Raw genomic sequence first — 24,223 nt, forward strand, 5'->3', positions numbered from 1 at the left:
CGCCTTGCGATGCACCGCATCTGACGCCGCGCGCTGATCCGCCAGGGATTACGGGACAGCCCTTAGACCAGATGGATCCGTTCCTGTGTCACCGGATGCCCGGCCCTCGCGAACGCGGCCGCCATCGGTACGTTCCCCCGGTCGGTCGCGCCCGCGATGAACTCGGCTCCCCGGGCCGCCAGGAAGTGCGTGCACTCCACGAGCAGGTCGTAGCCGAACCCGTGACCGCGGGCCTCCGGCACGACCCCGATGAAGCCGATGCACGGCCCCGACGGGTTGTGCGCGGGTATGTGGAGACCGGCCGGCTCACCGTCCGGTGTGCAGGCCACCTGCCACCACTCCCTCGGCGAGGGGCACCAGTGGAAGAAGTCGAGCTCCTCCTGGGCCGCGGCCTCCAGTCCGCCGGGCCCCTCGATCGCCCGCCGGGCGTGCGCGTCGAGCGTGACGGAGTGGATCCGGCGGAGCAGGCCGAGGATCACCGCGTCGTCGGGCTCCGGACGGAAAGCCAGCCGGCCGGGCCGTTCGGGCAGGCCGCAGTCCGGCGTCCACCTGTACTGGTACCGCTCGACGAGCGGCTTCATACCGGCCGCCGTGGCGGCGGCGAGCCGGGCCTCGGCGGCGGCCCGGACCTCGGGGACCTCGCGCCAGTTCGCGGGCAGGCCCAGTTCGTACTCGGTGTGCAGCGGGGAGCGGCGCAGCAGCTCCGCGCCCGCCTCGTCCTCGCCGTCGGCGAAGTCGAACCAGTTGAGCAGCACGGGCTCGGTGTCATCGGGACCGGCCCACCAGGCGGCCCTCGCGACGACGGTGTCGTCGCGCAGGGCGATCCAGGTCCACTCGGGGCGGTACTCCCCGCCGTCGCCCACCGTGGTGTAGCGGTGCCCGAAAGCGGCACGGCCGACGAGTGAGGCGTCCTGCAGGGAGTCGAAGAGAGAGGCGTCGCTCTGTGAGAGCGCGCGAATGACCAGATCGGTCATGGAAGAAGTCCTCCGGAAGCAAGCTGTGCGCTCCCGGTCAGACCGAGTCGGACACCGCCCGGCGGACGGGACGGGAGCGCGGGAACGAAGTGGAACGCGGGATGGTGCCGTTGCTCGTACCCATGCGTCTCGCCTCCTTCCTCGACCGGGGCCGGATGCCCTCGCGGACACCCTAACCCCCCTCCCGGCGGACCGTCCAAGGGATTTGGACGGCCCTGTGCGACAGGCGACGCTCCGTCAGCCGTCCCACACCATGTCGAAGGCGCGCTCGAAGCTGACGTAGCCCAGCCGCTCGAAGGACTTCGCCATCGGCACATTGCCCAGGTCCGTCGCGGCCCTGATCCGCTCCACTCCGTCCTGCGCCGCCAGCACCCGGGTGCCCTCGGCGAGGATTTCGTCGATATAGCCGTGACCGCGCTGTGAGGGCAGGACGCCGATGTACGCGATGATCGGGTTGTAGTTGTTGCGGGCCGGGATCACGAAGCCGACCGGTTCGCCGTCCGGGAGCTCGGCGATGCGCCACCACTCCTGCGGGGTCGAGTAGTTGGCCAGCTCCTCGTCGTACTGCTTCTCCGCCGCCGCGCGGGCCGAGAGACCGGACGCCAGGTCCTGCCGGCCGTGGGCGTCCAGGGTGCCCTCCATCACCGGTGTCATCAGGGCGAGCAGATCCTCCCGCCCGCTGACCGGCCGGAACCGCAGCCGGCCGCTGTCGGCGGGCACGGGCGTCCCCGGACGCCACTCCAGGCGCAGCCGCTCCACCAGCATCCGGGCGCCGGTGCGTTCCATGACCCGGATGCGTGCCTCGACGGCGTCACGGACCGCCGGGTCCTCGCGCCAGTCCGGCGGTACGTAGCGCCCGTACTCGGGACGCGGGGCGCCGGCCGGGACGACCGCCGCGGTCGCCGCCTCCAGCAGCCGCAGGCCCGCCTCACCGCGCGCGGGCTCCGGCAGCGTGTCGTCCAGGTCGAAGAAGTCCAGGACGAGCGGCTCCTTGCCGTCCTGGCTCCACCAGGCGATGCGCGCCACCACCCGCTCGCCGAGCAGGGCGACCCACATCCACTCCGGGCGGCGGCGGCCGCTTTCCAGGTCGTCCGCCAGTTCGTGGTCGAGGACGTAGGGCAGGGAGAGGAAGAGAGCGAGCTCCTCCGGGCCGCTGATCGGTCGGATGGTCAGGTCGAGTGGTGCGTCGAGCACAGAATCCCCCAGATGTACGGGCGCGTCCCGGCGGTGGCCGGGACGGCACGGCCGCAGACATTAGCAATGTCCCATGTGCGGTGCCCCCGGATATCCCGGTGCCGTGCAGGTCAGAAGGGCGGAAAGAGCGGTTCTTCTGGACACTCCGGGGCGGTCGGCCCGACAATTGGCTCTGTGACGTCCTCCTTCGAGTTCCACACGTATCCCGCGCGGCTGTCCGACGCCCAGCGCGACCGTGTTCTCGGTGTGCTCAGAGAAGGCGCGGCGCAGGGCAAGCTCTCCCAGGACACCTTCATGCGGCGCATGGAAGTGGCCCTGACCACGAGCCGCCCCGAGGAACTCGTGGCGCTCACCGCCGACTTGCGGAGCGAGGGACGCTGGTCGCGGCCGCTGCTGCGGGCCGTGAGCGGTGTCTCCGGCTTTCCCGAGCGGATCCGCAGGGCATGGCGGGCCGAGCGGCTGCCCAAGCTGCTGCTGCCGGTACCGAGTCCGCACCCCCTGCTCATCGGCCGCGACCCGGGCAACGGGCTGCGCCTCAGCCACGAGACCGTGTCCCGGATGCACGCCGAGCTCACCGCGCACGGCGGCCGGTGGGTGCTGCGCGACCTCGGCTCGACCAACGGCACCTGCGTCAACGGCCAGCGCGTCACCGGAGCGGTCCCGGTGCGCGAGGGGGACCAGGTGAGCTTCGGCCGGATGATCTTCCGGCTCTCCGCCCCGGCGCTCAGGCCGCCCGTGTAACGTCCCCGCGCCGCCCGTCCTCACGCCTGCTGGTGCAGTGCGCGGCCCGCCAGCGTCAGGAAGGCCTCGCCGACCGCCTCCGACAGCGTCGGATGGGGGTGGACGTGGTGGGCGACATCGGCGGGTTCGGCGTCCCAGCCGACGATCAGCTGGCTCTCCGCGATCATCTCCGAGACGTGCGGGCCCACCAGATGGACACCGAGGACCCGGCCGCCCCGCTCGGCCACCACCTTCACCATGCCACCCTGCCCGTGCACCATGCCCTTGGCGACGGCCGTCAGCGGCAACGTGCTGGCGACCACGTCGTGCCCCGCATCGCGTGCCTGCGCCTCGGACAGACCGACCGAAGCGGTCTGCGGGGCGGAGTACGTGACCCGGGGCACCGCCGCGTAGTCCACCGGCGGCGGACACAGACCGGCCAGTGTCTCGGCCACCAACAGCCCTTCCGCGAAGGACGCGTGGGCCAGCCCCAAGGACGGCGGCGGCAGCAGATCCCCCACCACGTGGACGCCCGGCACGGCGGTCTCCAGCCGCGACCAGTCCGCGGGCGCCACATGCCCGCGTTCATCGGTGACCAGACCCGCTGCCGCGAGCCCCAGACCGTCCGTCACCGGGACCCGGCCCACCGCGACGAGCAGCCGCTCCGCCTCCACCGTGCGGGTCTCACCGCGCGCGGTGCGGACGGTGGCCCGCACCCCTTCGTCCAGCGGCGTCGCCTCCAGCAGCCGCGCCCCCACCTGTACGTCGATGCCGCGCTTCCTCAGACCGCGGGCCAGATGGCGCGACACCTCGGCGTCCTCCAGCGGCACGAGCCGGCCGGCTGCCTCCACCAGCGTGACCTGCGCCCCCATCGACCGGTGCAGCGAGGCGTACTCCACCCCGATCGCTCCGCCGCCCAGCACCAGGACCGACTCCGGCAGCCCCGGCGCGAACAACGCGTCGTCACTGGTGACCACGCGCCTCCCGTCGGCCGTCAGTCCGGGCAGCATCCGCGGCCGGGACCCCGTCGCGAGCACGATGCCGCGCCGGGCGGTCACCTCCCCGTACCCATCGATGCGAACACTGCGCGGGCCGGTCAGCTCCGCGCTGCCGTGCACCACTTCGACCGACGCATGCGCCAGGTGCCCCTGAACGCCCCGGTGGTTGCGGGCCACGATGTCGTCGCGGGTGGCGACGAGCGCCGGCCAGTCCACCGCCTCCAGGGTCGCCTTCACCCCCCACCGCTCCCGGGCCTCCACGATGCCGTCGACGAGCTCGGCGGCGTGCAGCATCGCCTTGCTGGGGATGCAGCCCCGGTGCAGGCAGGTCCCGCCCACCTTGTCGCGCTCGGCGAGAACCACCTCCAGGCCGAGCGCCGCGGCCCGCAGCGCGGTCGAGTAGCCGCCCGTACCTCCGCCGATGACCACGACATCGGCCTCGTTCACATGCTCCGTCTGTGCCATGTCCCCACCCTCCGCCCGGCACTTGCCATGAGTCCAAGGCAATGTTTGTGTGGGTCCGATGCACAGAGGTCATGGCAGAAGGCATCACTGAGGCCGGGGGAGAGGCGCGATGAGTCTGCGTCAGATGGAGTACTTCGTCACGGTCGTCGAGGAGTCCTCCTTCACCCGCGCCGCCGAGCTGCTCCATGTCACCCAGCCGGCGCTCTCCCACCAGATCAAGGCCCTGGAGAAGGACGTCGGCGGCGCCCTGCTCGAACGGCTGCCCCGGGGCGTGCGGCTGACCCCGATGGGCCGCGCCTTCCTGCCGCACGCCGAACGGTCCGTGCGCAGCGCCGCCCTGGCCCGCCGCGCCGCGCGTGCGGCGGCCGGCGCGGAAGGCGGCGAACTGCACATCGCCACTGTCCACGCGATCGCCGTCGGCATCCTCCCCGACGTCTTCGCCCGCTGGCGCGCCACACACCCCGGCGTCGGCCTCGTCCTGCACGAGTACGCCACCACCGAGGCCCTGGAGGAGCAGATCGAGCGCGGAACCGCCGACCTCGCCGTCGGGCCGCCGCCCCGGCACTGGCCGGGACCCGTCGTCCCGATCGGCGCCGAGGACATCGTCCTGGTCGTCCCCTTCGACGACCCGCTGGCCGGACGGGCCTCCGTGCGCCTCCACGAACTCGCCGGCCGCCCCTGGGTGCGCTGCGCGATGGAGGCGGTCGTCGAGGGGCGCGCCTTCCTGGACTGGGCCTGCGCGCGGGCCGGATTCGAACCCCGTACGGCGGTGCGCACCGAACACACCTCGACCGCGGTACGGATGGCCGCGGCCGGCGTGGGTGTCGCGACGGCCCCCGCGCACGTCGTACGGGGAGCGGTCGGCGAGGACTGCGCGGTGCTCACCGTGGACCCGCCGTGGCGCCGGGAGCTCGCGGTCTTCTCCCGCGTGGAGCTGACCGGAGCCGCCGCCGCGTTCACCGGCCTGCTGCGCGCGTCCTGGCCACCCGGGGGCGGCGGGGACGGAGGCGGACAGTGACCGCCGTGTCACCCGGACGGCCGCACACCGACTGCGAAGGGCCCGTTCAGGTGATCCCCTGAAGGGGACCGCGCCGCACACCGGCGCACCGAATGCCCCGGGGGGTACGCCATGCAGGCAGACGCGCCCGGAGACATACCGGCCCCGACGCCCTCGCCCGAACGCCGCACCGTCCGCTCCCCGGCCGCGCGGCCCCGCCGGGCGACGCGGGCGGGCACCGGCCCCAGCCTCCTCGCTCCCGGCGCCGCCCACGACCCGTACCGCCTCTACCGCGTGCTGCGCGAGGAGTACCCGCTCAGCTACGACGCCGCGCTGGGTGCCTGGCTGATCAGCCGGTACGACGACGTGGCCACCGCCCTCACCGACCCGAGGTTCACCGGCTTCCCGCACGACGAGGCGCCCCGTGGCGGACCCGCGCCCCTCGGCCTCTGTCACGGCAGCGCCCGGTGCCTGCCCAGCGACCGGTACACCATGGTCACCGCCACCGTGCCCCAGCATCTGGCCGACCGCGTGGAGCGCACCGCGTATGTGCTGGCCCGGCGCATCGCCGCACGTCAGCAGGCGGACCTCGTCGACGAGTTCTGCCGCTGGCTGCCGGCCGGACCGGAGCCTGCCCGGTCACCGCGCCGCCCGTCCGGCCGGGGCGCACCGACCGGCGCGGACACCGGGACCGGCCCGGCAGCCGGTGACGGGCCCTGCACCCGGCACACCGCGCTGCGCGAGACCGCGCTCGCCTCGCTCCTGGCCAACCTCCTGGACGACCCCGACCTGCTGGACGCCCTGCGCATCGAACCCGCGCTGACCAACCGCGCCTGGACGGAGACGCTGCGCCGGGACCCGCCCGTCCAGGTCGTCCTGCGCCGCACGGTCACCGAGGTCACCCTCAGCGGCGGCACCCTCCCCGCAGGCGCGCCCGTCGCCTGTCTGACCGGCGCGGCGGGCCGCGATCCGGAGCGGTTCGCCGCACCGGACGTCTTCGACCCCTTCCGCCGCGACCAGGACCGCGGCACACCCGGCCCGGCGGGCTGCCCCGCCGTGGTGCTCGGCCGGCTGGAGGCCGAACAGGGCCTGCGGGCACTCCTCGACGCGATGCCCGCAATCCGCTGGGCGGACGGCTTCCGCCCGGCCGCCACCGGCCTCCTCACCCGCGGACCGAAGTCCCTCCTCGTCCGGCCCCAGGACCTCCGGTAGCGGAGGGGGTCAAGGCCGCGGGACCTTGCCGAGCAGCGCCACCGGGCGCTCCGCGAACAGCTCGGCCAACGGCACCGCGCCGCCCGAGAACTCCCGGCCGGGCGCCAGCAGATCCCGCCACACCCCCTCGTCCGGCAGCGCCAGCTCCGTATCGCGCCAGCCGCCCGACTCCGCGAGCCGCAGCGACAGCCGGGTCACCGCGGTGACGACCTCGCCGGAACGGCAGAAGGCCACACAGTGCGCCGCCGCCGGACCGGCAGCGCTCAGCGGGGCGTACGTGCCCGACTCGCCGAACACCTCGGGCCGCTCCCGCCGCAGCCGCAGCGCCGCCACCGTGAGGGCGCTCTTCTCGTCGGCGGGCGCGTCTGCCTCGGGCCGGGTGAACGGCCGCCGGTTGTCCGGGTCGACCAGCGCCAGATACTCCCGCTCCGTGCCCTGGTAGAGATCCGGCACCCCCGGCATCGTCAGGTGCACCAGCGCCGCGCCCAGCACATTGGCCCGCACATGCGGGGCGAGCGGCCCGGCGAACCCTTCGAGGAGCGCCCGCACCGGCCCGGTGCCGGCGGCCGGACCGGCGGCCACGAAGTCCGACGCCACCCGCTCGTACACCGGATCGGGTTCGGTCCAGCTGGTGAACAGCCCCGACTCGCGCGCCGCCTTCAGCAGCGCCGGCTCCAGCCGCCCCGCCCGCTCCCCGGCCGCAAACCCCACGCAGCCGAACGCGGTCTGCCACGCCTGCCAGGCCAGCTGCGGATCGGGGGCGGCGGGGGCCGTCCGCGTCAGCTCCGCCACGAGCCGCGCCCACGGCCCGGGACACTGCGAGAGCACCGCGATGCCCGCCCGTACGTCGGCGCTGCGCTTGGTGTCGTGTGTGGTCAGCGCCGTGCCGGTGGCCGGCCAGTCGCGGGCGAGCCGCGCACAGAAGGAGTGGAACTCCTGGGGAGCCACCGCCGGCTGCCCCGGATCACCGCCCACCTCGTTCGCCGAGATCAGCGGAAGGTAGCGGTAGTACGCCGTGTCCTCGACCGACTTGGCCCGCAGCGCGGAGGCGGTCTGGGCGAACCGGGCGCAGAACGCCTCCCGGTCGCCGCCCCCGCCGAGCCGCCCCAGGGCCAGCTCCCGTACGACGTCGACGGCCGACGCCTCCTCCCGCACCGAGAAGGCCGCCTTGGCATCGCTCACCGCCGTCGCCCCGAGCGTCGCCGCCGCAGTCTCCGGGCACGGCCCGCCCGCCCTCACGTACGGACGGTAGACCGGGACCCGGACCAGCAGTTCACGCACCGCGGTGCGCAGGGCCCACGGGGCGTGGTCGCGCAGCGCGGGGTCCCCGGCGCAGATGCGTGAAGCGAGCCGGGTCAGCAGCTCGGTCTCCGCCGCCAGTTCATGGGTGACGACACGGTACGCGGCCCGGCGCACGGTCGCCGCCCAGTACCCGCCCCGGTCGCCGGCCGGGGCGGCGGACTCCCGGTAGTGGCCGAGCAGCTCGGCGGTGCCCACCGGGTCGACGAAGAGCCCGTCGATCCGGTGCAGCGCGTCGTACCCGGTCGTTCCGGCCACGGCCCAGCCGGCCTGCAGCGGTTCGGATCCGGTGAGGATCTTCTCCACCACGGTCCACGCCCCGCCGGTCGCCGCGGAGAGCTGTTCCAGGTAGCCGTCCGGGTCGGCCAGCCCGTCCGGGTGGTCGATCCGCAGGCCGTCCACGACCCCGTCGCGCACCAGCTCGACGATCTTCGCGTGGGAGGCGGCGAAGACCCCGGGGTCCTCCACCCGGACCCCGATCAGCTCCGAGACCGTGAAGAACCGCCGGTAGTTCAGCTCGGTGCGGGCCAGCCGCCACCAGCCGAGCCGGTAGTGCTGGGCGTCCAGCAGTTCGGGCAGACCGAGGTGGGCGGTGCCGGTGCGGAGCGGGAACTCCTGTTCGCCGTAGCGCAGCACGTCCCCGTCGACCCGGAGGTTCCCGGTCTCGTCACCGATCCGCCCGGCGAGGACCGGCAGCAGGATCCGCCCGTCGCCCGCCGCCCAGTCGATGTCGAACCAGCGGGCGTACGGCGAGGCGGGTCCCTCGCGCAGGACCTCCCGCAGCGCGTGGTTGTGCACGGGATCGGCAGCCATGTGGTTCGGCACGATGTCGAGGACCAGCCCGAGCCCGTGCGCGCGGGCGGTGCGTGCCAGCCGGCGCAGCCCCTCCTCGCCGCCGAGCTCGGCGCGGACCCGGCCGTGGTCGACGACGTCGTAGCCGTGCCGGGACCCGGGCACGGCCTCCAGGACCGGGGACAGATGCAGATGGGAGACGCCGAGCGAGGCGATATACGGCACGGCGTCCTCGGCGGCCGAGAACGGGAACTCCGGCTGGAGCTGGAGCCGGTACGTGGCGGAAGGCGTCATGGAGGCGTTCGTACCCAGATCCGGACCTTCTGTGTCACCCGGGAACGGACAAATGCTCGACCGGCGGTGCGCTCCGCCGGTCCCGTCCGCTCGGGCCGGCGGGCCGAGCGCCACCGCGCTCCGCCGGTCCCGTCCGCTCAGGCCGGCCGCTGGAGCACCACCATGCTCCGCCCCACCAGCGTCACCCGGTCGCCCGCCGCCACCTTCGGCCCCGCACCGGTCAGCACCCCGGCCGGGCGCGCGGTGTCGACGACCGCGTGCCACTGCCGCCCGTGGTTGACCGGTACGGCGAACTCCAGCGTCTCGGCGCTCGCGTTGAACATCAGCAGGAACGAGTCGTCGGAGATCCGCTCACCGCGCGGACCGGGTTCCGAGATGGCGTGCCCGTTCAGAAAGACCGTCAGCGCCTTGGCGTGGGCCGCCTGCCAGTCCCGCTGGGCCATCTCCTGGCCCTCGGGTGTGAACCAGGCGATGTCCGAGAGCTCGTCGTGGGTGCCCTCGACCGGACGCCCGTGGAAGAACCGGCGGCGCCGGAAGACCGGATGGTCGCGGCGCAGCCACACCATGGCCCGGGTGAACTCCAGCAGACTGCTGCCGGGCCCTTCGCCGGCCTGCCCGTCCTGCTCCTCGCCGTCGTCGTCGCTGTCGCCCGCGGCCCCGGCGGGCTCGGGCCAGTGCACCCACGACAGTTCGCTGTCCTGGCAGTAGCCGTTGTTGTTGCCCAGCTGGGTACGGCCGAACTCGTCGCCGTGACTCAGCATCGGCACACCCTGCGACAGCATCAGCGTGGCGATGAAGTTCCGCATCTGCCGCTCGCGCAGCTCCAGCACCTCGGGCCGGTCCGTCTCGCCCTCCACGCCGCAGTTCCAGGACCGGTTGTGGCTCTCGCCGTCCCGGTTGCCCTCGCCGTTGGCGTCGTTGTGCTTGTCGTTGTACGAGACCAGGTCGTGCAGCGTGAATCCGTCGTGGCAGGTGGCGAAGTTGATCGAGGCGAGCGGCCGCCGGCCGTCGTCCTGGTACAGGTCGGAGGACCCGGTCAGCCGGCCCGCGAACTCGGCCAGGGTCCGGGGCTCGCCGCGCCACAGGTCACGCACCGTGTCCCGGTACTTGCCGTTCCACTCGGTCCACAGCGGCGGGAAGTTTCCCACCTGGTAGCCGCCCTCGCCCACGTCCCACGGTTCGGCGATCAGCTTCACCTGGCTGACCACCGGGTCCTGCTGCACCAGGTCGAAGAACGACGACAGCCGGTCCACCTCGTGGAACTGACGCGCCAGCGTGGCCGCCAGGTCGAAGCGGAACCCGTCCACGTGCATCTCGGTCACCCAGTAGCGCAGCGAGTCCATGATCAGCTGGAGCACGTGCGGGGAGCGCATCAGCAGGGAGTTGCCGGTCCCCGTGGTGTCCATGTAGTAGCGCTGGTCGTCGGCGAGCCGGTAGTACGAGGCGTTGTCCAGCCCGCGGAAGGAGAGCGTCGGCCCCAGGTGGTTGCCCTCGGCCGTGTGGTTGTAGACCACGTCGAGGATCACCTCGATACCCGCCTGGTGCAGGGCTCGGACGGCCTGCTTGAACTCCAGCACCTGCTCGCCCCGGTCTCCCCAGGAGGCGTAGGCGTTGTGCGGCGCGAAGAAGCCGATGGTGTTGTAGCCCCAGTAGTTGGCGAGGCCCGCGTCCGCCAGCCGGTGGTCCTGGACGAACTGGTGCACCGGCATCAACTCGATCGCCGTGACGCCGAGCTCCGTCAGATGCGCGATGACCGCCGGATGGGCCAGACCGGCGTACGTCCCGCGCAGCTCCTTCGGCAGCCCCGGATGGAGCATCGTCAGGCCCTTCACATGGGCCTCGTAGATCACGGTGCGGTGGTAGTCGGTACGGGGCCGCCGGTCGTCGCCCCAGTCGAAGTACGGGTTGACCACGACGGAGCTCATGGTGTGCGGCGCCGAGTCGAGGTCGTTGCGCGCGTCGGGCCGGCCGAACGGATAGCCGTACACCGCCTCGCCCCACTGGATCTGCCCGGCGACGGCCCGTGCGTACGGGTCGAGGAGCAGCTTGGCGGAGTTGCAGCGGACGCCGCGCTGCGGTTCGTACGGCCCGTGCACCCTGAACCCGTACCGCTGACCGGGCATCACCCCGGGCAGGTAGGCGTGACGGACGAAGGCGTCGGTCTCCCTCAGTTCCACCGCCGTCTCGGAACCGTCGTCGTGCAGCAGGCACAGCTCGATTCGGTGGGCGGCCTCCGAGAAGACCGCGAAGTTGGTCCCGGCGCCGTCGTACGTGGCACCGAGGGGGTACGCCTGTCCCGGCCAGACCTGCATGGATTCGACTCTTCCCCTTCTGGTGCGGTTGCCTGGGGAATGCGGGCTCCCTGGGGCAGATCTTCCCCGAAAGAGCCGCCCTTACCTAGGACCGGCCGACAAACGGGGGACGGCGTCGCGGGGCCGGCCGCCCGCTCCGTTTGCCGGCCGGTCCAGGACGTCGCCCGGTCCGGTCAGCACCGGGCCCCGGGGCCGGTCAACATCGGGCCCCTTCGCGTCGCCCGGAACCGCAGTCCGGCGGGCCCACCCGGCCCGCTGTCCGGTATGCGGCTTGCGATGGGGTGTTTAATCACTATGAATCAGCTCACTCCGGCAGATCTCGCCGCACGGAACGAGCCTGTCCCGTAGGGGAGTTGGGAAAGCAGCCTGGGCATCCGGCTGCACCGGCTCCCGCTCCCGGAGTACCCTTCCTTGATCGTTGGTGGGGGAGTGGAAGGCGGTGCGCGGGTGAGCTCGGGAGGGTTCGAGCTGCCCCCAGGTGACACGGGTCACGAGGGGGACTTGGCCGATGTCCCGCCCGGGGCGGTTTCGCTTGCGCAGCCCCTGGAGATCGGTGCGGAACTGGACTGGGGCGCGGAGGCCTGGAGCGAGGTGCGTACCCGCGCCCAGCGGGCCGGGCGCGCCTACATCTGGCTGAATCTGGTGGAGCAGCGGCTGCGCGCCGTGGTCGCCGCGGTGCTCCGGCCCATCTACGAACCGGTCCACGGCGAGGACTGGGTGGTGGCCGCGGCGGGGCCCGCCGGGCAGGAGTGGGTGCAGCGCGCCGTCGCGGTGCGCGAGGTCTCCCGCCGCAAGGGCTATCTGCTCGACCCGGCCGACGACAACGTCCTGAGCTTCCTCACGCTGCCCCAGCTCCGCGAGCTGATGGTCCAGCACTGGCCCTGTTTCGAGCCCTACTTCGACGACCGCCGCGACGTCGAGCTGGCGCTGGACGAGCTGGAGGTCGCCCGCAACGTCGTCTCGCGCAACCGTGCGCTCAACGAAGCGGTACTGGCCCAGGCCGAGCGCGCCTCCGCGCGGCTGCTGGAGATCCTCGGCAGCGGCGCGGCCGTCCCGTCCGCGGACCGGCTCCCCGTCGACGCCGTCGAGGAGCTCGTCGGCGACCGGTACGCGGACGTGGTCTCCGTCCACTCCGACCGGGTGCGCCTGCAGCGTCAGCTGCCCGCCGAGGACCTCTTCGGAGGATCGCGCCGCCTCGACGCGATCGGCATAGGGCTCAATCTGCTGGTGCAGAACTTCTCCGGCCGCCGGCTGATCCGGCTCGCCGAGTCGGGCTGCCGGATCAGGCTGCTCTTCATCAATCCGGCCAGCAGCGCGGTCAAGCGCCGCGAGCGGGAGCTGGGGCTCAAGAAGGGCGAGCTGAGCCGGTCGGTGGAGATGAACATCCTCCATATGCGGCGGGTGCGCTCCAAGCTCCGCGACCCGGGCGCCTTCGAGATCCACGTCTTCGACGAGACGCCGCGCTTCACGGCGTACCTGGTGGACGGTGACGGCGCCGACGCCGTGGGGGTCGTCCAGACCTATCTGCGCCGGGCCCGCGGCATGGAGGCGCCGGTGCTCGTCCTGCGGGGAGGCGGCCGGGCCGTGGTCCGGGCGGGGCAGGGGTATGAGCACGGGCTGTTCGAGACGTACCGCGAGGAGTTCGAGTCCGTGTGGACGGACTCCCGTCCCGTCTCCTGAGGGGCTCCCGGGGCGTTGTCAGTGGCCCGTGCGAGGGTGGTCGTCATCTGGGGGAGCACCACGAAGGAGGTACGGGATGAGCTGGCACCGGCAGGCGCTGGTCGGCTTCGACCTGGAGACGACGGGTACGGAACCGCTGGAGGCCCGGATCGTGACGGCCGCGGTCATCGCGGTGGACGGCAGCGACAGCGATCCGGTGCGGCGGCACACCTGGCTGGCCGATCCGGGCATCCGGATCCCCGCCCAGGCCTCCGCGATCCACGGCATCAGCAGCGAGCGGGCGGCGGCGGAGGGCCGGCCGGTGCGCGAGGTGGCCGACGAGATCGCCGACACACTGGCCGGGTACTGGCGCAGGGGCGTCCCGGTGGTCGCGTACAACGCGGCCTTCGACCTGACGCTGCTGACGGCCGAGTTGCACCGCCACGGGCTGCCCTCGCTGGGTGAACGGCTCGGCGGCGCCGGGATCGGGCCGGTCATCGACCCGTACACCATCGACCGGGCCGTCGAGCGCTACCGCAAGGGCAAGCGCAACCTCGAAGCGGTCTGCGTCGAGTACGGCGTGGTCCACGGGGGAGCCCATGACGCGGGGGCGGACGCGCTGGCCGCGGTACGGGTGGCGTACGCGATAGCCGCCCGGCACGGCTCGGTCGCCGCGCTGTCGGCGCCGGAGCTCCATGAGCGCCAGATCGCCTGGTACGCGGAGTGGGCCGCCGACTTCCAGCAGTTCCTGCGCCGCAAGGGCACGGCGGACGCGGTCATCGACGGCCGCTGGCCGGTACGGGAACCGGCGCTCCAGGTGGAATCGAGCCCGTCCGGCGATTAAGGACAAAGCGGTCAGAAGGGGTACCAGCGCACTGCCGTGTCCCCGTCGCGCAGGGAGGCCACCCGGCGGCGGAACTCCGCGAGCGCCTTCGGGTTCGCCGGGGCGTGCTGCGCGACCCATGCGCAGCTCGCCGTCTCCCGGGCCCCGCGCAGCACCGCGCAGCCGTCCCACTCCCGGACGTCCCAGCCGTACGCCGAGGTGAACGCGTCATAGGCCCCGGCCGCCAGCCCGTACCGGTCGCGGGACAGGGCGAGCACCACCAGGTCGTGCTCGCGCAGATCCGTGGAGAAGGTCTCCAGGTCCACCAGGACCGGGCCGTCCGGGCCGACGTGGACATTGCGCGCGAGGGCGTCGCCGTGGATCGGGCCGGGGACCAGGTGCGGGACCAGTGCGGCGGCCGCCGCCGCGAAGCCGTCGCGGCGCTCGCGCAGATACGCGGCGTCGGCCGGGGCGATCGCCCCGCCCGCCAGGCTCAGCCACCGCTCGACCCCGCCCAGCAGCTCCCGGCGGGGGAGCGTGAGTCCCTCCGGTGCGGGCAGCGCGTGCACCGCGGTGAGCAGCGGCGCCAGATCCCGCGGCTCGGCCGGCCGGACCGCGTCGGGCAGCCGGTGCCACAGGGTCACCGGGTGCCCCTCGACCAGCCGCGCCCCGGGCTCGGCCGCCCGCACGGCGGGGACCCCGGACGCGGCGAGCCACTGCGCGACGGCCACCTCGCGCTCGGCCCGGACGCGCAGCTCCGGACTCCGCTCGGCGTCCCGGCCGACCTTGACGACCAGGTCGCCGTCGGCGAACACCGCGTTCTCGCCCAGCGCGAGCAGCTTTGAGCGGCCGGACAGTCCGGCAGCGGTCAGTACCTCGCGCGCTCGCATCTCGTTCATGGATCCGATTTTCGCATCCGTGCAGGCTGTCTTGACGAACCGACGGGGCGTCAGCACGATGACGGGGGCCACCTGAGCGGCCAGAACGGGATATATCCGGCGGATGACGCGAGGGGGTCGCATCCATGACATTGGCGAGTGCAACCGTGCAGTCCGGGCGGCACGGGCCGCCGCCGGGGGAACCGCCCGGCAAGCGGGCCGTGCGGACCGGCCGGAACGCCGGCACCTGGTTCCTGGTCCTGCCCGCCCTGATCCCGATCCTGGTCCTGAGCGTCGGCCCGCTGCTCTACGGCATCGCGCTGGCCTTCACCGACTCCCAGTCGGGCCGCACCCGGTCCACCCAGTGGGTCGGCTCACTGAACTTCCAGGACCTGCTGCACGACGGACTGTTCTGGGAGTCGTTCCGGATCGGCCTGGTCTGGGCGGTCGGCGTCACCGTCCCGCAGTTCGTGCTGGCCCTCGGCCTCGCCCTGCTGCTCAACGAGAACCTGCGGATGCGCTGGCTGGCCCGCGCCCTGGCGATCATCCCCTGGGCGATGCCCGAGGTCGTCGTCGGCATCATGTGGCGGCTCGTCTACAACCCGGACGCCGGAATCCTCAACGAGACCATCCGCGACCTGGGACTCGGTGACGGCCGGGACTGGCTGACCGGGCTCGCCACCGCACTGCCCGCGGTGATCCTGGTCGGGGTCTGGGCCGGAATGCCGCAGACCACGGTCGCCCTGCTGGCCGGCCTGCAGAACACCCCGCACGAACTGCACGAGGCGGCCGCCCTGGACGGAGCGGGCGCCTGGCGCCGGTTCCGTACCGTCACCTGGCCCGCGCTCAAGCCGGTAGCCCTCTCCATCACCGCGCTCAACTTCATCTGGAACTTCAACTCCTTCGCCCTGGTCTATGTGCTGACCAACGGCGGTCCCGGCGGCCGCACCCGGCTGCCGATGCTCTTCGCGTACGAAGAGGCCTTCCGGTACGGACAGTTCGGCTACGCCGCCGCGATGGGCTGTGTGATGGTCGCGGTGATCTCCGTGATCCTCGCCGTGTACCTCGCCGGGCGGCTCAGGGGAGGCGAGGACCGATGAGTCTGCGTACCAGCAGGCCCGTGCGCGCCGGACAGTACGCCGCGCTGCTGTGCTACCTCGTCTTCCTGGCGTTCCCGTTCCTCTGGCTGATCTCCACCGCCTTCAAGCCCGCGACCGAGCTGGGCTCCCTGCACCCCACCTGGATCCCCGAGCATCCGACGCTGGACAACTTCCGCCAGGCCTTCGACGAACAGCCGCTGCTGCGGGCCGCCGGCAACTCGCTGATCGCGGCGCTCTCGGCCGGAGTCATCGCCGTCGTCATCGCGACCCCGATGGCCTATGTGATGGCCCGTCACCGCTCGCGCCTGTCCACGGCCGCCACCGGATGGGTCGTGGTCAGCCAGGCGTTCCCGTTCGTCCTGCTGATCATTCCGCTCTTCCTGGTCCTCAAGCACCTGCATCTGATCAACACCCTGTGGGGGCTGATCATGGTGTACGTCGTGTGGTCACTGCCGTTCGCGCTGTGGATGCTGGTCGGCTACGTACGGGCCGTGCCGGCCGAACTCGAGGAGGCGGCCGCGGTCGACGGAGCCGGCCGGCTGCGGACGCTCGTCTCCGTCACCGCCCCGCTGCTCGCCCCCGGGATCGTCGCCACCGCACTCTTCGCGTTCATCACCGCATGGAACGAGTTCTTCTTCGCGCTCGTCCTGCTCAAGACACCGGAGAAGCAGACCTTGCCGGTCGTACTGACCCACTTCCTCGGCGCGGAGGGTGCGAGCGACCTCGGACCGCTCGCCGCCGCCGCGTTCCTCGCCACGCTCCCCTCGCTCGTCCTCTTCGCGGTCATCCAACGGCGGATCACGGGCGGTATGCTGGCCGGGGCGGTGAAGAGCTGATGCGCGCAGTGGTACGTACAGCGGCCGCGGCGGCCACCGCACTGGCCCTGCTGCTCACCGGGTGCGGCGGGGGCGGCGACGGCGGGACGGACGGGAGGATCCGGATCCGATTCCAGTCGCTGGCCTGGCAGAAGGAGTCCGTCGACATCAACAGGCGGCTGGTGAAGGAGTGGAACGCGAGCCACCCCGACGTCGAGGTCCAGTACGTCCAGGGCAGCTGGGACAGCGTCCACGACCAGCTCCTCACCTCCTTCGAGGGGGACGAGGCCCCGGACGTCATCCACGACGCGTCCGACGACCTCGCGGACTTCGCGTACGGCGGTTACCTCGCCGACCTGCGCACACTCCTGCCGGACCGGCTGGCCGCGGACATCCCCCGCCAGAGCTGGCAGACCGCCACCTTCGACGGCGGTGTCTACGGGGTGCCCTTCCTCCAGGAGCCGCGCGTCCTGATCGCCAACACCAAGATCCTCAAGGCCTCCGGGGTCCGTATCCCCACCCCGGAGAAACCCTGGAGCTGGCCGGAGTTCCGGCAGGTCACCAAGGAGCTGACGGGCAAGGGCCGTTACGGGATCGCCTGGCCGCTCAAGGAACCGGTCTCCGTCACCCTCAACCTCGGTCTCTCGGCGGGCGGCGAGCTGTTCCACCGTGCCGCCGGCGGAAAGGTGACCGTCGCGATGGACGAGGGCGACCAGGTGGTCCCCGGCACCATCCACGACCAGGTCAACACCGACCACAGCGCCGCCCGCACCGCGCTCGGCATGGGCGGCGGCGACACGCTGCCCGGTCTCTTCGGCGGCAAGTACGCCATGGTGCCGCTCGGGTTCTCCTACCGCCAACAGGTGGTAGAGCAGGCCCCGAAGGGCTTCGAGTGGACGGTGCTGCCCGCCCCGGCCGGCAGCGAGGGACCGGCCCAGGGGGTGAGCCCGCAGACCCTGTCCGTCGCCCAGGACAGCCCGCACAAGAAGGAGGCCGTGGAGTTCATCGACTTCCTGCTGCGGCCCGCCAGCATGGTGCGCCTGGCCAAGGGCGACTGGATGCTGCCGACGGGCACGGCCGCCCTGGCGGACCCCTCGCTGCACACCGCCGACCGGGGCTGGGCGACCGGCGCCGCCCTCGCGACCGCGCTGCGACCCGCACCGGCCCAGTCCGTGCGCGGCTACCCCGAATGGAAGGACAAGGTCGCCACCCCCGCGCTCCAGGAGTACTACAGCGGGGCGATCGACGCGGACGAACTGAAGAAGCGCCTGGTCGAGGACGGCAACCGGGTCCTGGCCCGATACCAGAGATGACTTTTGGCGACTCCGGCGGCAGGAACGGAATTACCGACCGGTACGTATCTTTCCCGTGCCGGGGTGCGGGCGATCCGGCCGCCGGGCGCCGGCCCGGAGCCACGGCAAGACGTTTCTGAACAACGGCGATTCAGACAACCATCGGCTTGAATCCGCTTCTTCATGGTCTTGCCCCCACGTGCGCGTACGGATATGGCCGGGGAAACGGGCCGTTTCTCTTCCACTCGATGGATGCAGTCTGAAACGGAACGCGTGGGCGCTTTCGGCCGAAGGGGAGATCATTGACAACGTCAATTGCTCTGGGCTGTACTCCTGTCGGCGGTCAGCGGCGGTTCGAAATTCCTGCCGAGGCGGGGAGTTCTTATCGCAGGGACGGCCGAGTCACGCCCTGGAAGAGCAAATTCAGAGTCAAAGATGGAGGTGCTGTTATGAAGTTCCTTTTTCTGCTGAAGGACAAGATGACGCCGGAGAAGAGCCTGAAGGCGTACGCCTGGTACCACTGGTACTAAACCGGCGCACGAGTCCAGCTCGCTGAGGGACACGGTCCCTCGGCCGGCGCCCGTGCCCGGCGTGGCCGCACCGGCCTGCCGGGCATGGGGGCCTCCCGCTTCTTGGAGACCACGATGCAGATATCCGGTACCGGCAGCCGCGCCCGGGACGTCGTCTTCGCGCCGAGACTCCAGGCGCTCCTGCGAGACCACCGGGGTGCGGAGGCCTTCCGGCTCGACCCCGGCACCGTCGGCGTCGCCGGGGCCGGCCTGACCGACCGCATCCTCGCGGCGAGGCCGGCCACCGAGGACGAGCGCCCCACTTTCAAACCCCTCCACGGGCGGTCCATTCCGCGCGCCGAGGCCGCCACCGTCATGCAGGCCATCGGCCGCGATGTGCGGACAGCCCTGAAGAAGCCCGTTCCCGGGAATGCCGACCTCCGGGGTGAATGGCCGCATGTGGGCCACGTATATCTGCGTGACCTGATTCTCGGCGCCGATCCCTACCGGCTCCGCATCCTCATGGACCGCGCCCTGGAGTTGACGCCCAAACTCACCTGGTCGGTCATCGTCGCGGGGGCGGCCCTGCCGGGGCGGCTCCGGCCGGGCGCCCCCGTATCCGCCATCGCGGGTCTGACCGCCGAGGCCAAGGGTTACGGCGACCGCCGCTACGCCATGGGCCTGTACCGCAGGGGCGCAGCCCCGGTCTGCTTCACCGTCTCGACACTCGTCGCCAACGCGCTCTGGCTCGGAGCGCCGTTCGACGACGCGACCTCGAACCGGAACATCCTGTACGAGTCCATGCGGCTGCTGCCGCCCTCCTGGAACATCCTGCGAAGGGCGTCCCCGGAGTACCCCGCGCTCGACCCCGGGATCGGCGCGGACGACGACATCCTGCTCCTGCCCCTGCTGAGTCACCGGGACCCCGCGCTCTGGGAGGATCCCGATGTGTTCCTGCCCGAGCGCTGGGACGGTCTCGACCCGGACGATCAGCCCGGCTACCTGCCCTTCGGCCATGTGTCCGAGCGTTGCTGGGGGCGGCACATGGTGATGCCGCTCGCCGAGATGCTGCTCGATATGGTGCGCGGCGGAGGTCTGACCGTGGACCCCGCGCAGACGGCCTCCGATGTCCCCCTCGCCGGGCTGATGGGTGTGACAGGGGTACGGATCGTCCAGCGCTGAACCCGCTCCGCCCGCCCCGCCCCGTTCGTGAGAAAGCGTCACGAACGGGGCGGAGTGCTGTGCGGAGTGCCGTGCGGGGGTGTGAACGGGGGTGTGGCCGATGGTGTGTCCGTCGGTAACGGTCCGTGCCTGTGACGGACTTGGGTGCGCCTGGTCGACTTCTTGTGACGAAATCCCGCACAGGCGGGCACAGGCCCAGGGAGGGTCTTGATCTGGGCGCGTCAATCGGTCAGGGTTTCGAGCCAGCCCCCGGAGATCCTCCGGCCGGGGGCCAATCCCCCCACAAAGAATGACGAGGAGACCCCTCTTCATGGCAATTCACAAGCGCGCACGCCGGTTCAAGCTGACCGCCGCCATCACCGCGGTGGCCGCCGCGGCCGGAGTCACCCTGCTGGGCAGCCCGTTCGCCGGAGCGGCACCCGTCCCCGCGACGGGCAAGATCTACGGCGCCGACGCGGCAACCGCCGTCTCCGGCAGCTACATCGTGATGCTGGACCAGAAGGCCGACAAGGCGGAGCTCGCCAAGGAGTACGGCGGCAAGCTGAAGCGCAACTACAGCTCCGCCATCAACGGCTTCTCCGCCAGCGGCCTTTCGGAGACCGAGGCCAAGCGCCTCGCCGCCGACCCGGCCGTCTCCAAGGTCGTCCAGAACAAGAAGTTCCACATCGACGCCACCCAGGAGAACCCGCCGTCGTGGGGCCTGGACCGCATCGACCAGGCGGAGACCGCCGGGGACAACGCGTACACCTACCCGGACAGTGCGGGCGAGGGTGTCACCGCGTACGTCATCGACACCGGTGTCCGCACCACGCACCAGGAGTTCGAGGGCCGGGCGAGCTCGGGCTTCGACGCCGTGGACAACGACGACAGCGCCGACGACGGCAACGGCCACGGCACGCACGTGGCCGGCACCATCGCCGGGGCGACGTACGGCGTCGCGAAGAAGGCCAAGATCGTCGCCGTCCGGGTCCTCGACGACTCCGGCTCGGGCACCACCGAGCAGGTCGTCGCCGGTATCGACTGGGTCACCGAGAACCACCAGGGCCCGTCCGTCGCCAACATGAGCCTCGGCGGCGGCGTGGACGAGGCGCTCGACGCGGCCGTCCAGAAGGCCATCGCCTCGGGCGTCACCTTCGCGGTGGCCGCCGGGAACGACTCGGGCGACGCGAGCGAGGGCTCCCCCTCCCGCGTCCCCGAGGCGATCACGGTCGCCTCGTCCACGGTGGACGACGAGCAGTCGTCGTTCTCCAACTACGGCTCGGTCGTGGACATCTACGCCCCGGGCTCGGACATCACCTCGTCCTGGAACGACAGCGACGACGCGTCCAACACCATCTCCGGTACGTCCATGGCGACCCCGCACGTCGTCGGTGCCGCCGCCGTCTACCTGGCCGGACACCCGGACGCCACCCCGGACGAGGTCGCCACCGCCCTCACCGACGGCGCCACCCCGGACGCCATCAGCAACGCCACCGAAGGAACGGCGAACAAGCTGCTGAAGGTCGTCGAGTAACAGCCCCACCGCGGCCGTCGGCCGCCGTGCTCTCCCCCACGGGGCGCGGCGGCCGCACGGCGCGGGAAGATCGTCCTATGGTGTGCCCATGATGATGTACGCGGCACCGTTGCGCGGGATCAACGGGACCGGCCACAACGAGCCCCTGGCGGCCGGACTCCGTGCGCTTCCCGCCGGACGCGCCAGGACGAGCGGAGGCGACGCATGAGCGAGCCGTCGCCGGGCGTGGCCGCGGCGGTCGAGGGCGAACTGCGCCTCCTCGACCCGGCGGTCCGGGCCTCCACCGAACTCCTCGTCCAGGTCCTGCACCCCGACTTCCACGAGATCGACACCACTGGCCGCCGCTGGGACCGCGCCATGGTCATCACCTCGCTGATCTCGGACGAGGCCCCGCGCCCCGGCCAGCTCACCGCCTCACGGATGCACGGGGTCCAGCTCGCCGACGAACTCGTCCATGTCACCTTCGACACCGAGGCCAAGGGGATGCGCGCCCACCGCAGTTCGCTGTGGCGGCTCACCGGGACGGGCTGGCTGCTCTACTACCACCAGGCCACCCCGTTCGTCACCGGATGTGCCGCCCACGAGTGAGGCGCTGTCAGCGACGCGCGGCCCGTTGCGCCCGCGCCGTCCACCGGCCGTCCGTGCGGGTGATCCGTACCGGATGTCCGAAGCAGTCGCTGACCTGATCCGTGGTCAGCACCTCGTCGGCCGGCCCCGAGGCCACACACCGCCCGCCGCGCAGCAGCATCGCATGCGTGGTCGAGGCGGGCAGCTCCTCCAGATGGTGGGTGACCAGCACCGTCGCCAGCTCCGGATGCTCCTCGCGCAAGGCGTCCAGACTGTCCAGCAACTGCTCCCGGGCGGCCAGGTCGAGCCCCGTCGCCGGCTCGTCCAGGAGCAGCAGCCGGGGCTGCGGCATCAGCGCGCGGGCGATGAGCGTACGGCCGCGCTCGCCCTGGGAGAGCGACGGCCAGCGCGCGAACGTCTTGCCTCCCATGCCCAGCATCCTCAGCAGCCGCTCCGCCCGGTCCCGCTGCTCCGGGCCGGGCGACCAGCGCGGCACCGGCTCCACCGAGTTGGTCAGACCCGTCAGCACCACCTCGCTCACCGTCAGCGGGGAACGCAGCGGATGACGCGGATTGACGTGCCCCAGCAGGGTCCGCAGCTCCCGCAGATCGACCCGCCCGAGCGTGCGGCCCAGCACCTCCACCGAACCACGGGTCGGGTGGGTGACCGCGCCGAGCAGCCCCAGCAGGGTGCTCTTTCCCGCCCCGTTGGCGCCGAGCAGCGCCCAGTGCTCCCCGCTGCGCACGGTCAGTGAGACCGAGTCGAGCAGCACGTTCCCGTCCCGTACGAGAGCGACACGGTCGGCCCGGATCACGGGCACCGGGGCCATGGGGACAGAACCGGCGAGGGGCGCGGTGGTGGTCACGTGCGGGTGCTCCTTCATACGGATGCGAGCGGCTCCAGGCGGCTCATGTCCTGGGACGTCAGCCGGATCTCCCGCGCGTCCAGGTTCTCCGCCAGATGCGCGGGCGAACCGGTGCCCGGGGTCGGGCACAGGACGGGGGAGCGGTGCAGCAGCCAGGCGAGGGCGATCTGCCCGCGGGTGGCGCCGTGGCCCCGCGCGACACCGTCGAGCGCGGCGGCCCCTTCGCCGGTCAGCGCCCCGTTGGCCAGCGGGAACCAGGGGAGGAAGGCGAGGCCATGGGATTCGCACACCTTCAGCACCGCGTCCGACGAACGGTCGAGCAGGTTGAAGCGGTTCTGCACCGAGGCGATCCCGGTCAGGGAGAGCGCCTGCTCCAGCTGGTCGGCGGTGAGGGTGTCCAGACCGATGTACCGGATCTTACCTTCCTGCCGCAGCTCATCCAGAGCGCCCAGCTGATCGGCCATCGGTACCGCCGGATCCAGCCGGTGCAACTGGTAGAGATCGATCCGGTCGGTCCGCAGCCGCCGCAGACTGGCCTCGCACATCGCCCGCAACTGCTCCGGCCGCCCCGCGATGTGCCAGGCGCTGTCACTGGTGCGTACGACACCACCCTTCGTCGCGATCACCAGCTCCTCGCGATACGGATGCAGCGCCCCGGCCACCAGCTCCTCGGCCACTCCGGGGCCGTAGTTGTCGGCCGTGTCGATCAGGGTGACACCCTGCTCCACCGCCGCCCGGAGCACGGCCAGTGCGTCCTGCCGGTCCCCGCGCGGGCCCCAGTACCCGGGGCCGGTCAGCTGGGCGGTGCCGTAGCCGAGCCGGCGTACGGGCAGCTCGCCGCCGAGGAGGAAGGGGGCATCGGGGGATGCAAGCGCTTCAGCCATGCCAGGAACAGTAGTACGGGCGTCCCCGAGGCTTCCCTGCGGACCTGCGGACCTGCGGACCTGCGGACCTGCGGACCTGCGGACCTGCGGACCTGCGGACCTGCGGCTATGCGCTGAGCGAGGCCGTCCGGGAGGCCGGGACACGCGCCACGTCGTACCGGTCCAGCAGCAGCCGCGCCAGCTCCGGCGACGGGCCCAGCACACCGGCCAGTACATCCGCACCGGCCTCGGCCGCCCCCGCCGCGATCCGGTCCGGGAGGCGGCCGGGCGCGATCACGTACGGGGCCACGGCCACCCGGCGCACACCGTCGGCCCGCAGGGCCCGTACCGCGTCCTCGGTGCGGGGGATGCCCCCGGCAGTAACAGCGGAGGCGAACGCAGGCCGCACGGAACACCAACCGGTGTGCCGCAGCTCCCGCGCGATTTCAGCGATCACTGCGATCGCCTCCGGGTCTGTGGAGCCCGCCGAGGCCAGGACGAGCCCGGTCGAGCCTCTGTCGCCGGGGCGGACCCCGGCCTCGTACAGCCGCCGCTCCAGGGCGCAGTTCAGCAGCGGCGACGGGCCGAGCACCTCGGCCTGCCTCACGCGCAGCCGCGGCAGCCTGCCGCGGGCCTCCCGCAGCACCGCCGGGATGTCGGACTTCGCATGGAACGCCCGGGTGAGGAGCAGCGGCAGCGCCACCACGTCATCCGCCCCCTGTGCGGCCAGCCGCTCCAGGACCCGCGGCACCGACGGCGCGTTGAAGTCCAGGAAGCCGGTCTCCACCCGCAGCCCCGGCCGCAGCGCCCGCACCCGCGCGGTCAGCGCGTGCACGGTCGCCGCGTGCCGCGGGTCGCGGCTGCCGTGGGCGATGACGAGGAGGACCGGGGAAGTCATGT

21 protein-coding genes are annotated in these 24,223 nt (G+C 72.2%); 12 read left to right on the forward strand and 9 right to left on the reverse strand.

Features of this window, described 5'->3' with window-relative positions:
• Positions 1–62: 62 nt before the first annotated feature.
• Both OG782_RS30105 and OG782_RS30110 read right to left on the reverse strand, forming a co-directional pair.
• On the reverse strand, positions 63–974 hold the full coding sequence (locus OG782_RS30105) for a GNAT family N-acetyltransferase (protein ID WP_406456292.1): 912 nt from the start codon (positions 972–974) through the stop codon (positions 63–65).
• A 237-nt stretch (positions 975–1,211) separates the two neighbouring features.
• Complete coding sequence (locus OG782_RS30110) at positions 1,212–2,168, reverse strand: GNAT family N-acetyltransferase (protein WP_406456294.1); 957 nt, start codon at positions 2,166–2,168, stop codon at positions 1,212–1,214.
• A 174-nt stretch (positions 2,169–2,342) separates the two neighbouring features.
• On the opposite strand from OG782_RS30110, the gene OG782_RS30115 reads away from it, so the two are divergent.
• Complete coding sequence (locus tag OG782_RS30115) at positions 2,343–2,909, forward strand: FHA domain-containing protein (RefSeq protein WP_406456297.1); 567 nt, start codon at positions 2,343–2,345, stop codon at positions 2,907–2,909.
• A 20-nt stretch (positions 2,910–2,929) separates the two neighbouring features.
• Here the strand turns inward: OG782_RS30115 and lpdA are convergent, their stop codons facing one another.
• Positions 2,930–4,351: a dihydrolipoyl dehydrogenase gene (gene lpdA / locus OG782_RS30120; RefSeq protein ID WP_406456299.1), complete on the reverse strand. Its 1,422-nt coding sequence runs from the start codon at positions 4,349–4,351 to the stop codon at positions 2,930–2,932.
• Positions 4,352–4,460: 109 nt separating this feature from the next.
• Between lpdA and OG782_RS30125 the strand changes: the two genes are divergently transcribed.
• Complete coding sequence (locus tag OG782_RS30125) at positions 4,461–5,369, forward strand: LysR substrate-binding domain-containing protein (RefSeq protein WP_406456301.1); 909 nt, start codon at positions 4,461–4,463, stop codon at positions 5,367–5,369.
• Positions 5,370–5,480: 111 nt separating this feature from the next.
• Complete coding sequence (locus OG782_RS30130; RefSeq protein WP_406456303.1) at positions 5,481–6,560, forward strand: cytochrome P450; 1,080 nt, start codon at positions 5,481–5,483, stop codon at positions 6,558–6,560.
• A 9-nt stretch (positions 6,561–6,569) separates the two neighbouring features.
• Here the strand turns inward: OG782_RS30130 and treY are convergent, their stop codons facing one another.
• Together treY and glgX are read right to left on the reverse strand one after the other, a co-directional pair.
• Positions 6,570–8,945: a malto-oligosyltrehalose synthase gene (gene treY, locus OG782_RS30135; protein WP_406456305.1), complete on the reverse strand. Its 2,376-nt coding sequence runs from the start codon at positions 8,943–8,945 to the stop codon at positions 6,570–6,572.
• A 137-nt stretch (positions 8,946–9,082) separates the two neighbouring features.
• Entirely contained in the window at positions 9,083–11,257 is a 2,175-nt protein-coding gene (gene glgX / locus OG782_RS30140; RefSeq protein WP_406456307.1) for a glycogen debranching protein GlgX, read from the reverse strand.
• Between the two features lie 447 nt (positions 11,258–11,704).
• On the opposite strand from glgX, the gene OG782_RS30145 reads away from it, so the two are divergent.
• Together OG782_RS30145 and OG782_RS30150 are read left to right on the forward strand one after the other, a co-directional pair.
• Positions 11,705–12,937, forward strand: a complete 1,233-nt coding sequence (locus OG782_RS30145; RefSeq protein WP_406456309.1) for an SAV2148 family HEPN domain-containing protein — start codon at positions 11,705–11,707, stop codon at positions 12,935–12,937.
• Positions 12,938–13,013: 76 nt separating this feature from the next.
• The gene (locus OG782_RS30150) at positions 13,014–13,760 is read left to right on the forward strand and encodes a 3'-5' exonuclease (protein ID WP_406456311.1); all 747 of its coding nucleotides are present in this window, start codon (positions 13,014–13,016) and stop codon (positions 13,758–13,760) included.
• A gap of 11 nt (positions 13,761–13,771) precedes the next feature.
• On the opposite strand, the gene OG782_RS30155 is transcribed toward OG782_RS30150, so the two are convergent.
• Entirely contained in the window at positions 13,772–14,638 is an 867-nt protein-coding gene (locus tag OG782_RS30155; protein WP_406456313.1) for a phosphotransferase enzyme family protein, read from the reverse strand.
• Between the two features lie 125 nt (positions 14,639–14,763).
• On the opposite strand from OG782_RS30155, the gene OG782_RS30160 reads away from it, so the two are divergent.
• The 7 genes from OG782_RS30160 to OG782_RS30190 all read left to right on the forward strand — a co-directional run bounded on the left by OG782_RS30160 (position 14,764) and on the right by OG782_RS30190 (position 21,616).
• Positions 14,764–15,717 carry a carbohydrate ABC transporter permease gene (locus OG782_RS30160; RefSeq protein ID WP_406456315.1) on the forward strand — a complete coding sequence of 318 codons (954 nt, stop codon included), beginning with the start codon at positions 14,764–14,766 and terminating at the stop codon, positions 15,715–15,717.
• Positions 15,714–16,553, forward strand: coding sequence for a carbohydrate ABC transporter permease (locus OG782_RS30165; RefSeq protein ID WP_406456317.1), 840 nt, complete (start codon positions 15,714–15,716; stop codon positions 16,551–16,553). The genes OG782_RS30160 and OG782_RS30165 overlap by 4 nt, the downstream gene beginning before the upstream one ends.
• Positions 16,553–17,845, forward strand: a complete 1,293-nt coding sequence (locus OG782_RS30170; protein WP_406456319.1) for an extracellular solute-binding protein — start codon at positions 16,553–16,555, stop codon at positions 17,843–17,845. Before OG782_RS30165 ends, OG782_RS30170 begins: the two co-directional genes overlap by 1 nt.
• A gap of 428 nt (positions 17,846–18,273) precedes the next feature.
• Positions 18,274–18,354, forward strand: a complete 81-nt coding sequence (locus OG782_RS30175) for a tryptorubin family RiPP precursor (RefSeq protein WP_350985409.1) — start codon at positions 18,274–18,276, stop codon at positions 18,352–18,354.
• 114 nt (positions 18,355–18,468) lie between these two features.
• On the forward strand, positions 18,469–19,515 hold the full coding sequence (locus OG782_RS30180) for a cytochrome P450 (protein WP_406456321.1): 1,047 nt from the start codon (positions 18,469–18,471) through the stop codon (positions 19,513–19,515).
• Positions 19,516–19,825: 310 nt separating this feature from the next.
• The gene (locus OG782_RS30185; RefSeq protein ID WP_406456323.1) at positions 19,826–21,028 is read left to right on the forward strand and encodes a S8 family peptidase; all 1,203 of its coding nucleotides are present in this window, start codon (positions 19,826–19,828) and stop codon (positions 21,026–21,028) included.
• Between the two features lie 204 nt (positions 21,029–21,232).
• Entirely contained in the window at positions 21,233–21,616 is a 384-nt protein-coding gene (locus OG782_RS30190; protein WP_406456325.1) for a DUF4440 domain-containing protein, read from the forward strand.
• Between the two features lie 7 nt (positions 21,617–21,623).
• Here OG782_RS30190 and OG782_RS30195 read toward each other — a convergent pair whose 3' ends face one another.
• From OG782_RS30195 to OG782_RS30205, 3 genes are all read right to left on the reverse strand, one after another.
• Positions 21,624–22,460, reverse strand: coding sequence for an ABC transporter ATP-binding protein (locus OG782_RS30195; RefSeq protein ID WP_406456327.1), 837 nt, complete (start codon positions 22,458–22,460; stop codon positions 21,624–21,626).
• 14 nt (positions 22,461–22,474) lie between these two features.
• Entirely contained in the window at positions 22,475–23,344 is an 870-nt protein-coding gene (locus OG782_RS30200) for an aldo/keto reductase (protein WP_406456329.1), read from the reverse strand.
• Positions 23,345–23,450: 106 nt separating this feature from the next.
• On the reverse strand, positions 23,451–24,221 hold the full coding sequence (locus tag OG782_RS30205) for a sirohydrochlorin chelatase (RefSeq protein WP_406456330.1): 771 nt from the start codon (positions 24,219–24,221) through the stop codon (positions 23,451–23,453).
• Between the last annotated feature and the right edge of the window lie 2 nt (positions 24,222–24,223).

Source organism: Streptomyces sp. NBC_00876 (assembly GCF_045207435.1).
In the GTDB taxonomy this organism is placed as follows: Bacteria; Actinomycetota; Actinomycetes; order Streptomycetales; family Streptomycetaceae; genus Streptomyces.